Below are 10,853 nucleotides of genomic sequence, written 5' to 3'. Positions count from 1 at the left end.
GACCCGCAAAGACATCATCCGCTGCCTCAAACGCTTCATCGCCCGCGAGGTCTACCACGCCCTCAAAGCCGACCTCCAACAGCTTGACAAGCTATAGGACCGTCGCTCGCAAGCTCGCTCCTCAGGGACCGGGGGTGGCGCTCGCTGCCAGGCGCAACGACCTCGATGTCCGATTTTGCCGTGGTCGCGCCCCGGGGCATCTAGCCTCGACGCGTGGACACCGTGGATGTGGTCGTCGTCGGGGCCGGGGTGGTCGGTCTTGCGGTCGGACGGCGTTTGGCCCTGGCCGGTCTCGACGTCGTCGTCGTCGAGGCCGAGGACGACATCGGAACCCAGACCAGCTCGCGCAACTCCGAGGTGATCCACGCCGGGATCTACTATCCGCGCGGTAGCCACATGGCCTCCGCGTGCGTGCGGGGCCGGGACATGCTGTACCGGTATTGCGAGGAACGGGGTGTCGCCCACCGGCGAATCGGGAAACTGATCGTCGCGACCTCGTCTGCTCAGCTCCCCGAGCTCGCCCGGATCTCGGTTCGGGCGCGCGGTAACGGCGTCGACGATCTCCAGGTTCTCTACGAGTCGGAGCTGCATGACCTCGAGCCGGACGTACACGGGGTCGCCGGTTTGCTGTCGCCGTCGACCGGGATCGTCGACGCCCATTCTCTCATGCGATCGCTCCGTCGCGATGTCGAGGAAGCCGGCGGCAGCGTCGCCCTGTGCAGCCGTCTCACCGGAGGCTCGGTGCGGCAGTCCCCGGTCGTCGACGTCAACGACACCACTGTCGCCTGCCGGTGGGTGATCAACTGCGCCGGACTCGGCGCATGGGACGTCGCGCGGTCGCTGGAAGGATTCCCCGCCGAGCACGTTCCGCCCCGTCATCTCGCCAAGGGCAACTACTTCCGGCAGGCGTCGGGAACCGCACCGTTCGGTCGGCTGATCTATCCGATCCCCGTCGAAGGCGGACTCGGCATCCACCTGACCCTCGACCTCGACGGACGGGCGCGGTTCGGCCCGGACGTCGAATGGATCGACGACCTCGACCGGCATGCTGCTCCGTACGCCGTCGACCCGCAGCGCGCCGACCGGTTCGTTGCCGAGATCCGTCACTACTGGCCCGAACTGGCCGACGACGCGCTGGTACCGGACTACGCGGGCGTGCGCCCCAAGCTCAGCGGGCCCGGCGAACCCAGCAGGGACTTCCTGCTGCAGGGCCCGGCCGACCACGGCGTTGCGGGTCTGATCAACATGTTCGGGATCGAGTCACCCGGCCTCACCTCCAGTCTCGCGCTGGCCGACGATGTCGCGGCGGCGGTGACCTCGCACCCGCTACGGTGAACATCACGTCAGATTCGTCTCGCCCGCAGACACACAGGAGCAGAATGAAACTCGGTCTACAGCTGGGATATTGGGGGGCACAGCCCGCGGCGAACCACGCAGAACTGGTCGCGGCCGCGGAAGTGTCCGGTTTCGACAGCATCTTCACGGCCGAGGCGTGGGGTTCGGATGCCTACACCCCGCTCGCCTGGTGGGGATCGTCGACCGAGCGCGTCCGGTTGGGCACCTCGGTGTTGCAGATGTCGGCGCGAACCCCCACCGCCTGCGCGATGGCCGCACTGACCCTCGACCATCTCTCCGGGGGCCGTCACATCCTCGGCCTCGGCGTGTCCGGGCCGCAGGTCGTCGAAGGTTGGTACGGCCAGCGATTCGCCAAACCGCTCGCCCGGACACGCGAGTACATCGACATCATGCGTCAGGTGTGGGCGCGGGAGGCGCCGGTGACCAGTACCGGTCCGCACTACCCCCTGCCGTTGCGCGGCGACGACGCCACCGGCCTCGGCAAGTCGCTCAAGCCGATCACCCATCCGCTGCGGCCCGACATCCCGGTGATGCTGGGTGCCGAAGGGCCGAAGAACATCGCCCTGGCGGCGGAGATCGCCGACGGGTGGCTGCCCCTGTTCTACACCCCTCGTCTCGCCGACACCTACAACGAGTGGCTCGACGACGGATTCGCCCGGCCCGGCGCCCGACGAAGCCGCGACGACTTCGAGATCTGCGCCACGGCACAGATCGTCATCACCGACGACCGCGCGGCCACTTACGAGGCGATCAAACCGTTCCTCGCGCTCTACATGGGCGGCATGGGCAGCGAGGACACCAACTTCCATGCCGACGTGTACCGCCGCATGGGCTACGCGGAGGTCGTCGACGAGGTGACCGAACTGTTCCGCAGCAACCGCAAGGACGAGGCAGCACGCATCATCCCTGACGAAGTGGTCGAGGACTCGGCCATCGTCGGCGACATCGACCACGTCCGATCCGAGGTCAAGCGCTGGGAGGCGGCAGGTGTCGGGACCATGCTGGTGTCCCCCGGAAGCGTCGCCGAACTCGAACAGCTGGCGTCGGTGATCTGAGCAACCCGATGCCCGAACATGTTCCGGCCGGGCGAGCCGCCGCACTCGCCCGGGTCGCACTGGCCTACATCATTGCGGTCGCAGTCGCGGGTGTGTGGTTGTGGTCGGGTCCGTCCACGGGTTCACTGCTGCTCGACACCCTCGTCGCCGACCTGCTGGCCACCCTGGTGATCTTCGCGTTCAGTCGGTATCACCGGAATTCCAGCTTCTACGACGCCTACTGGAGCGTCATCCCGCCGCTGCTGCTGATCTATTGGTGGTGGCAGGGTCCGCTCGGCTTCGGCGACGTGCGCACATGGTTGCTCTTCGTCGTGGTGATGGTCTGGGCGATCCGCCTGACCGCCAACTGGGTGAGCACGTTTCCCGGTCTGCACCACGAGGACTGGCGATACGGCCGCCTGCGTGACGACGCCGGACGGTGGGAACTGCCGGTCGATCTGTTCGCCATCCACGTGATCCCGACCCTGCAGGTCTTCGCCGGGATGCTGCCCGTCTACGTCGCGGTGACCCGTCCCGGTGAAGGGCCCGCGTGGCTGGTCGGCGCGGCCGTCCTGCTCGGCCTGGGCGCCGTCGCACTCGAAACCGTCGCCGACCTCCAGCTGCGCCGGTTCACTCGTGAGCGTCGCCCCGGGCAGGTGATGGATCGTGGCGTCTGGGCCTGGTCTCGCCATCCGAACTACTTCGGCGAGTTCACCTTCTGGTTCGCGCTGGCGCTGTTCGGGGTCGCGGCCTCCCCCTCGGACGCGTGGTGGTTGTTCGTCGGAGCGGCGGTGATGCTCGCGCTCTTCGAAGGTGCGAGTATCCCGATGATGGAGAATCGCAGCCTGCAGCGCCGACCCGACTACCAAGCCGTCATCGATCGCGTCCCGCGGTTCGTGCCCCGGCCCCCTCGCACGGTCCGTGGCTGACCCGGCGCGCCACCCGCGGGTCGTTGTCGCGGGCCTCGGTGACAGCGGCCTGCTCAGCGCCATCCACCTTGCGAGGGGGCGATCCCGCGTGCCACGCCCGTCGCCGGCGGGTCCGCCCAGCATCGACGTCGTCGGGATCTCGGCGAAACCCGGGCTGCTCAGTGGGCAGGAGTTGGGTACCCGCATCGCACGACCGGATGCATGGAGTCGTGATTACTGGATCCCGTTCGACAGGTTCCGCGGACTCGATCGGGTGCGCACTGTGCACGGATCCCTGATCGGCCTGGACCTCGACGGGCGCCACGTCGACGTCCGGCTGGGTGATGCCTCGGTGGTGTCGGAACCCTTTGACCTGTTGGTCATCTCCACCGGCGTGCGGAACGGCTTCTGGCGGCAGCCGACACTGCAGTCGGCGACCGACATCGACGCCGATCTCCGCGCGACGCATCGCCGCCTGGAATCGACGACGACGGTCGCGGTGATCGGCGGCGGCGCGGCCGCGGTCAGCTCCGCCGCCAACATCGCGGCGGTGTGGCCCGCCAAGAACGTGCACCTGTATTTCCCCGGGGACGTGGCACTCCCCCAGCACCATCCGCGCGTCTGGCGCCGAATCCGACGTCGCCTCGACGGCCTCGGGGTGGCCCTGCATCCGCATCACCGGGCGGAGCTGCCTGCAGACGGGCACATCGACCGGATCACCGACGCACCGGTCACCTGGACGACCTCGCAGGAGCCGCTGCACGCGGATGCGGTGGTCTGGGCGATCGGCGCGGTCCGGCCGAACACCGAATGGTTGCCGCGGGAGATCCTCGACGACAACGGATTCGTCCGTGTCGGAACCGATCTCCGGGTCGCCGGGCACGACGACATCTTCGCCGTCGGCGACGTCGCGGCCACGGACCCACTGCGAAATTCAGCACGGAACCGGGCGGACCGTCTGGTCGCGCACAATGTGATCGCGACGATCACGGGCCGGCCACTGAAGCACTACCGCCCCCGAAGCCGGCGATGGGGATCGGTGCTCGGCGTCCAACCGGACGGTCTGGAGGTGTTCGCACCCGACGGCAGACCGTTCCGCCTCCCGGCATGGTCGATCGATTCCGTCCTGCAGCCGTGGATCGTACGGCGCGGCATCTATGGGGGTGTGCGAGATCGGTCGTGATCGTGCAGTGCCGCAACAAGTTCGGCGACGTCGTCGGGCCGCACCGAGTAGTGCGGGAAGTAGCAACACACTTCGGATGAGAAGCCGGCGAACCGTGCCCGCAGTTCCTCGGCACACTCACCCGGGGTGCCGACCACCCCGATCGTGGCGACCATCTCGTCGGTGATCAGTGCGCGCATCTCCGCGAACGCGCCCACCTTGGACAACGAATTCAGCTGCGGCTGTAGGTTCCCCCAGCCTTCGGCCTCCAGCACCGGTCGGTACGCCGGCGTGGATCCGTAGAATGCGATCAGCATCGCGACACCGTCGATCGCGGCTCGTAGGTCTGCCTCGTCGGCACCGACCGCGACCATCGCCTGCCCGATGATCGAGAAGTCGGCTCGCGCGCGGCCCGATCGACGCAGGCCCTCGTCGACGGCGGGCAGGGTGCGCTCGATGAGATGGCGGGCGCTGTTGAACGGCATGACGAGCAGACCCGACGCGAACTCGGCAGCGGTACGCGTCATGATCGGGCCGAGCGCACCGAGCAGGACCGGTGGCGGACCGAACGGATTCGGCCCGGGGTCGAAGTTCGGCGTCATCAATGTGTGGGTGACGAACTCTCCGCGAAAATCGAGAGGCGCCTTACCTTCCCAGGTGTCGAAGATCGCCGAGATCGCGCCGATCGTTTCGGCCATCCGGGCGGCCGGCCGCCCCCACGTGGCGCCGTACCGCTTCTCGATGTGGGGTCGGATCTGCGAGCCGAGGCCGAGCCGGAATCGTCCCGAACTCAAGACCTGCAGGTCGTACGCGGAGTGCGCGAGGTGCAGTGGGCTCCGAGGGCCGGCGATGGCCACGTTGGTCATCAGGTCGAGGTCGGTGTCGGCCGCGGCGACGACCAGCGGGAAGAACACATCGTGGCGACCCTCGAAGGTGAAGACGCCGTCGGCGCCCATGGCGGCGGCCTCCCGGGCCGCGGTGGTCGCCTGGTCGGGCCGCTCGGCCAGCTGCAGGTGCACACGCATCGAAAGTTCGGTCACGACGTCTGCGCCTCACGCAGGTTCGCGAGCCATCGGTGCACCAGCGGGACGACGCTGGCGCCCTCCCCGCTGGCCGCAGCCACCCGCTTCATCGATCCGGACCGGATGTCACCGGCAGCGAACAAGCCGGGTTCACTCGTGGCCAACTCGGGCGGCGGGATGTCATCGACCCACCTCTCGCGCGGGACGTCGCGACCGGTCAGCACGAATCCGTCGCGGTCACGCTCCACCGCGCCCGGCAGCCAGTCGCAGTGTGGCGATGCGCCGAGGAGGAGGAACAGTCCGTTCGCCGCGCATCGCTGATGTTCACCGGTGGCGTTGTCGCGCAGGACGATCCATTCGAGCCGCCCGGCTCCGCCGCCGTCGACGACCTCGCTGGTACCGCGCACCGCGATCCGCGGGTTGAAAGCGATCTCGCCGATCAGATAGTCCGACATCGTGGAGCTGAGATCCGGACGCCGGACGACGATCGTCACCGACCGCGCGTGGCGCGCCAGATGGATGGCGGCCTGACCCGCCGAGTTGCCGCCGCCCACCACGAAGACGTCCTGCCCGTCCATCTCGCGGGCGGCACTCATCGCGGCGCCGTAGTGCACACCGACGCCGACGAGGTCCTCGAGTGCCGCCACACCCAGTCGTCGGTAGGCGACGCCGGTGCTGATCACGACCGACCGTGCCGCGATCTCGCCGCCCTCGGTGATCAGTCGGTACGGCGCCAGCGCTTCTTCGATGAGCAGTCGGTCGACCGGCCATCCGGTGATGAACCGGGCGCCGAACCGGATCGCCTGCGTGCGGGCGCGTTGGGCCAGGCGCATTCCGGATATGCCGCGGGGAAATCCGAGGTAGTTGCGGATCATCGAGCTGGTACCGGCCTGACCGCCGACCGCATCGGACTCGAGGACCACCGTCCGCAAACCCTCGGACGCGGCGTACACGGCGGCGGCGAGACCAGCCGGCCCCGCGCCGACGACCACCAGGTCGACCACCGTTCCGACGTCGATGTCCGACGGTCGGCCGTAGAGCAGGACGGCGACATCGCGGACCGAAGTCGGCGCGATCACGTCGGTGCCGTCACCACGCAACGAGTGCACGAGCAGTTCGGGCAGTGGCGCACCGGCGGGTTGGACGCCTGTCGCGGCGTACCGTTCGGCGGTGGCCCGGCCCTCCGCGCTCGCCGGGGTGTGGGTGCGGTACGGCATGCCCATCCGGTCGAGGAAATCCCGGATCGACATGGTGAGCGGGGTGAGCTCGGTGCTCATGATCCGGATGACCTCGACCTCGGGAGCCGCGACCGTCGCGCCCCAGTCGGACAGCAGTTCGGTGATCGCGTAATGGAACTCCTCGTCGCGCGGGCCTCGCGGGATGAGCAGGAATGTGTCGAACTTCCCCTTCTGCAGCGCCGGCCGCAACGACTCGCTGTGCTCCATGAACATGCTCCAATGGATGCCGACCACCCGGCGGGCGGTCGGCACGATGCTCCGAAACGTCGCGAGCGCCTCGAGCAGATTCATGTCGGGCAGTTCCGATTCGGCGACGACCATCGCGATGGGGCGTCCGTCGCTGCGTAGCCGGCTCATCAGCGTGATGGCCTCGATTGCCGAAGCGGCACACGTGATGTCATAGTCTCGGCCGTAGCGCTCGAACTCGGCCATCAGTGTGGTGGCGTAGTCCGCGGACACCACGACGATCGACGGTCGGACGGTGGCGTCGGCTGGGGGTGCGGTCACGCCGTTCAGTCTTCCACTCGCAGCGACATCACGTCGGCCCCATCTCATCCGGCCCGATCACAACCGTACGGGTGGCGAGCGCACGGTCGCGCACGGTGAAGATCCTGGTTCCCGGTTTGCGTCCGGTCCTGACCTCGCTGAGCTCGATGTCGAGGCCGGTCAGCCGACGATGCACGGCGTCGACATCTGTTGCACGCCATGCCAGCCCCCAGAGCGCGCACACCTCGTCCGATCCGGCATCTGCACCGGTGATCACCTCCACGACCACGTCCGCGGCACGGAAGAACAGTTGTCGTGCGCCCCCTCCGATCTCCCGGTCGAGGCGGAAATCGAGGTCGAGCGTCGCGCCGAACAGGGCCAGCGCGCGGTCCCGTGTCGGCGCGGTGAACACGAGGTGATCGAGCGCCGGCAGATCGGTGTCGCGCACACGTGCTCCGGTGGTTTCGGTGATGTCGACCGGTTCGCGGAACGCGAGTCCGCGCCGCTCCATCAGCCGGCGGCCGCCGGCGATGTCGGGTACTCCGAAGGACACCCGGTGATTGTCCTCGTGGTCGTCGCGGAACTGCAGGGAGCCGTTGGCGAACGCCGGCAGCTCGGTCGCGGTGAGGTCGAGCAACCGCGCGTACGCGGCCCGCGTCTGCGCCTGATCCGAGGTGACGAGTGTGACCGTGACCCCGACGGGTTCCAGGGCGGTCATACCTGAGCACTACTCGTGATATGCCATGCCCCACAAACACACTCATAGCAACGCAAGGACGGGCGCCGTCCGACATGGCGCCGTACGGCGATGATCGACTCGCGTGCCAGATGTTCGTCGGCGAACGCCACCTTTGCGGGCGTCGGGCAGGACCGCGTTGCCGGGCGGTCGGGCGCACGTCGTGATCGGCGGGCGGGTTGAGCGGCGGTGCGGGCCTCGATCGTGCGGTAGAAGGCCTCGAGGTCGTCGTCGGAGAACGCCGACTCGTCGGCCGGGTCGTCGGGGCGTGAGGGTGGCGGGGGTGGTGGGACGGAGCGTCGGACCGGTCCGGGACTGCTGCCGCGTGCGTCCGTCCGCGCCTCGATCTCGCGGTAGAACGCGTCGAGGTCGTCATCGGAGAACGGCATACCCCGAGCCTAGCTAGTGTCCAGGTTCCGTCGCCGGGGTCGCGGCGACGCCGCGGAAGAACGTTCGAACCGCGATGTCGGCGGCGCGCAGCCGCGACAACTCGTCCGTGGCGATGGCGCTCGCGGCGGTATAGCAGATCGAGTAGTACACGCCGATCACCCACGACGGCTCCACATCGTCGGCGACGGCGCCCTCGACCTGCGCCCGACGGATGATCTCGGGCAGCATCTCGTCCTCCGCTTCGATCCACTCGGCGTTCCCGGCGAAGCGATTCGGGTCCGCGAACAGGAAGATGAGGATGTCGCCGAAGTCGACGAGGACTCGCATCAGCGACTCGAGTTCTTCGCGAGCCGAATTGCAGCCGGATACCGCTGCGGCCGACTGGTTGTCCAGGACCACCTGCGCTTCTCGCAGAGCCGCGTCGATGAGCGACTGCCGGTCGACGAAGTAGCGATGCAAGGTGCTGCGGCTCACCTCGGCCCGTTCGGCGATGGCGCTGAGGGGCGCGGCAAAATCCCTGGCCCACTCGGCGATGGCGGCGGAGACTATTGCCTGTCGGGTCCTGGTCCGCACACCCGACTCGGGTTCGGTGGTCACGCCGAGGAGGTTAGCGATGACCCGACGTGGGAGCAACATCGATGATTGAAAATGAGACACTGATGTGTCAATGTGATAGTTGAATGTCGCACGATTCTGGAGGCAGCGCCATGACCGCCGCAGTCGATGTCACCGCCGCCGACCCAGGGAAGACACCCGACCTGCCGATGCGTGCGAAGGTGGCCATTCTCTGGTCGTACGCGCGCCCGCACCGGGCGATGATCGCGCTCGGCGTCGTCCTCGGTCTGCTCGGCACGGCCGCCGAACTCGCCACACCCCTGGTGACCAAGTGGGTCCTCGACGGGCTCGCGATGTCCGAGTCGCTCCGCGGCCCGGTGACCGTGCTGGCCGTGCTGCTCGTCGCCGGATCCGTGATCAGCCTGGTGCAGACGATCATGCTGGGCACCCTCGCCGAGCGGATCATCCTCGCCACCAGAACCGGACTGGTCCGTCACCTCCTGCGCGTGGAGATACCCGAACTCGACCGCCGATCGAGCGGAGAGATGGTCGCCCGCGTCACCTCGGACACGCTCCTCATCCGGGAGGCCACCACGTCGAGCATCGTCAACGGGGTCAACGGTGCGGTCGGCATGGTCGGCGCACTGGTCCTGATGGCCACCTTGGATCTGCCGCTTTTCGCGACCACGATGACAGTCATCGTCGTCGTGGGCGGGGCGGCCGCGGTGTTGATGCCCGGACTGGCGCAGGCACAGCAGGAAGCCCAGGCCGAGATCGGTCTGCTCGGTGGACGACTCGAGGGGATCCTGCGGTCGTTGCGGACCGTGAAGGCCAGTCGGGCCGAGCAGCGCGAGGCCGAGCGCATCGGCGATTTCGCGCGGCGTTCGGCCGACAAGGGTATTCGCGCAGTCCGGATCGAGGCATGGGCATGGACCATCACCGGCGGGGGGATCAACCTGGCGGTGATGATCGTCCTGGCGTTCGGGGCGTGGCGGGTGGCCGATGGCTCGATGACGGTGAGCACGCTGATCGCGTTCCTGCTCTACGCCTTTCAGCTAATGATGCCCGTGTCGCTGTTCACGATGAGCATGACCGCCCTGCAGTCCGGTCTCGCGGCCGCGGCACGGATCGCCGAACTCTCGCAGTTGCGCACGGAGACCGACGTCGCCCGGAGCGCCGAACCCACCGATCGCCTCACCGACGCTCTCGAATTGCGCGATGTCGTCTTTCGCTATTCCCCGGACGCGTCGCCGGCCCTCGACGGAGTCGACGTGACGATCCCGCGCTACGGGCACACGGCGATCGTCGGACCGTCCGGCGCCGGCAAGACCACGATCTTCTCGCTACTGCTCAAGTTCCTCCGCCCCGAGCGGGGTGACATCGTCCTGGACGGGCGATCCCTCGAGAACTGGACCCTGCACGACCTGCGGGCGCGCATCGCCTACGTCGAACAGGACACTCCCCTCGTCCCCGGCACCCTGCGCGAGAATCTCGTCTATGCCGCGCCGACCGCGAGCGACGACGACATCTGGCGCGCGCTTACCGCGGTCCGCATGGATGAGCGGGTACAGGCGATGCCGGACGGTCTCGCGACCGACGTGACGACGTCGACGCTGTCGGGAGGCGAACGCCAACGCATCGCACTCGCGCGTGCACTCGTCGTCGACCCGGAGTTGTTGCTGCTCGACGAGGTGACCGCACAGCTCGATGGCCTGACGGAGGCCGCGGTGGCCGCCGGCATCCGGCGGCAGGCGGAGCGGGGTGCGGTCATCACGATCGCGCACCGGTTGTCGACGATTCTCGATGCCGACCAGATCGTGGTGCTGGAGGCGGGCCGGGTGCGCGCGGTCGGCGACCATCGCGAGCTCCTCGAAGCCGACGAGCTGTACCGAGAGCTGGTCGCGGCCATGCGAATCGAGGTGACGTCCGGTTCGGGACCCTGATGTCGTCCGAGGCGTTGCCCTTC

Annotated in this window: 10 protein-coding genes; 5 read left to right on the top strand and 5 right to left on the bottom strand. The window is 68.2% G+C overall.

Annotated elements, in window-relative coordinates:
* Positions 1-213 precede the first annotated feature (213 nt).
* The 4 genes from V1Y59_RS21815 to V1Y59_RS21800 are packed head-to-tail and all read left to right on the top strand — an operon-like array spanning position 214 to position 4,481.
* Positions 214-1,335 carry an NAD(P)/FAD-dependent oxidoreductase gene (locus V1Y59_RS21815; protein WP_330507130.1) on the top strand — a complete coding sequence of 374 codons (1,122 nt, stop codon included), beginning with the start codon at positions 214-216 and terminating at the stop codon, positions 1,333-1,335.
* A gap of 44 nt (positions 1,336-1,379) precedes the next feature.
* On the top strand, positions 1,380-2,411 hold the full coding sequence (locus V1Y59_RS21810; RefSeq protein WP_330507129.1) for an LLM class F420-dependent oxidoreductase: 1,032 nt from the start codon (positions 1,380-1,382) through the stop codon (positions 2,409-2,411).
* 8 nt (positions 2,412-2,419) lie between these two features.
* Positions 2,420-3,319, top strand: coding sequence for a DUF1295 domain-containing protein (locus tag V1Y59_RS21805; RefSeq protein ID WP_330507128.1), 900 nt, complete (start codon positions 2,420-2,422; stop codon positions 3,317-3,319).
* Complete coding sequence (locus V1Y59_RS21800) at positions 3,312-4,481, top strand: FAD-dependent oxidoreductase (RefSeq protein WP_330507127.1); 1,170 nt, start codon at positions 3,312-3,314, stop codon at positions 4,479-4,481. Before V1Y59_RS21805 ends, V1Y59_RS21800 begins: the two co-directional genes overlap by 8 nt.
* On the opposite strand, the gene V1Y59_RS21795 is transcribed toward V1Y59_RS21800, so the two are convergent.
* The 5 genes from V1Y59_RS21795 to V1Y59_RS21775 all read right to left on the bottom strand — a co-directional run bounded on the left by V1Y59_RS21795 (position 4,454) and on the right by V1Y59_RS21775 (position 8,929).
* Positions 4,454-5,485, bottom strand: a complete 1,032-nt coding sequence (locus tag V1Y59_RS21795) for a TIGR03617 family F420-dependent LLM class oxidoreductase (protein WP_330507142.1) — start codon at positions 5,483-5,485, stop codon at positions 4,454-4,456. The genes V1Y59_RS21800 and V1Y59_RS21795 overlap by 28 nt on opposite strands.
* Positions 5,486-5,496: 11 nt before the next feature.
* A complete protein-coding gene (locus V1Y59_RS21790) occupies positions 5,497-7,152 on the bottom strand; it encodes an NAD(P)/FAD-dependent oxidoreductase (RefSeq protein WP_330507141.1) in 1,656 nt (551 codons plus the stop codon).
* Between the two features lie 103 nt (positions 7,153-7,255).
* On the bottom strand, positions 7,256-7,924 hold the full coding sequence (locus V1Y59_RS21785; RefSeq protein WP_330507126.1) for a VOC family protein: 669 nt from the start codon (positions 7,922-7,924) through the stop codon (positions 7,256-7,258).
* Complete coding sequence (locus V1Y59_RS21780; RefSeq protein WP_330507125.1) at positions 7,921-8,331, bottom strand: hypothetical protein; 411 nt, start codon at positions 8,329-8,331, stop codon at positions 7,921-7,923. Before V1Y59_RS21780 ends, V1Y59_RS21785 begins: the two co-directional genes overlap by 4 nt.
* Before the next feature lie 13 nt (positions 8,332-8,344).
* A complete protein-coding gene (locus V1Y59_RS21775) occupies positions 8,345-8,929 on the bottom strand; it encodes a TetR/AcrR family transcriptional regulator (RefSeq protein WP_330507124.1) in 585 nt (194 codons plus the stop codon).
* Between the two features lie 110 nt (positions 8,930-9,039).
* Here V1Y59_RS21775 and V1Y59_RS21770 point away from each other — a divergent pair, with 110 nt between their 5' ends.
* Entirely contained in the window at positions 9,040-10,830 is a 1,791-nt protein-coding gene (locus V1Y59_RS21770) for an ABC transporter ATP-binding protein (protein ID WP_330507123.1), read from the top strand.
* Positions 10,831-10,853: the final 23 nt, after the last annotated feature.

The sequence above is a fragment of the Gordonia prachuapensis genome (genome assembly GCF_036350515.1).
Classification (GTDB): Bacteria; Actinomycetota; Actinomycetes; order Mycobacteriales; family Mycobacteriaceae; genus Gordonia; species Gordonia prachuapensis.
The sequence above is the reverse complement of the archived record's forward strand: the minus strand, read 5'-3'. Positions and strand labels throughout refer to the sequence as shown.

Bases quoted from the DNA above. Each gene is read 5' to 3' on its own strand.
- V1Y59_RS21810 (WP_330507129.1), top strand. From the start codon at position 1,380: ATGAAACTCGGTCTACAGCTGGGATATTGGGGGGCACAGCCCGCGGCG.
- V1Y59_RS21805 (WP_330507128.1), top strand. From the start codon at position 2,420: ATGCCCGAACATGTTCCGGCCGGGCGAGCCGCCGCACTCGCCCGGGTC.
- V1Y59_RS21795 (WP_330507142.1), bottom strand. From the start codon at position 5,485: ATGCGTGTGCACCTGCAGCTGGCCGAGCGGCCCGACCAGGCGACCACC.
- V1Y59_RS21790 (WP_330507141.1), bottom strand. From the start codon at position 7,152: ATGGCCGAGTTCGAGCGCTACGGCCGAGACTATGACATCACGTGTGCC.
- V1Y59_RS21785 (WP_330507126.1), bottom strand. From the start codon at position 7,924: ATGACCGCCCTGGAACCCGTCGGGGTCACGGTCACACTCGTCACCTCG.
- V1Y59_RS21780 (WP_330507125.1), bottom strand. From the start codon at position 8,331: ATGCCGTTCTCCGATGACGACCTCGACGCGTTCTACCGCGAGATCGAG.
- V1Y59_RS21770 (WP_330507123.1), top strand. From the start codon at position 9,040: ATGACCGCCGCAGTCGATGTCACCGCCGCCGACCCAGGGAAGACACCC.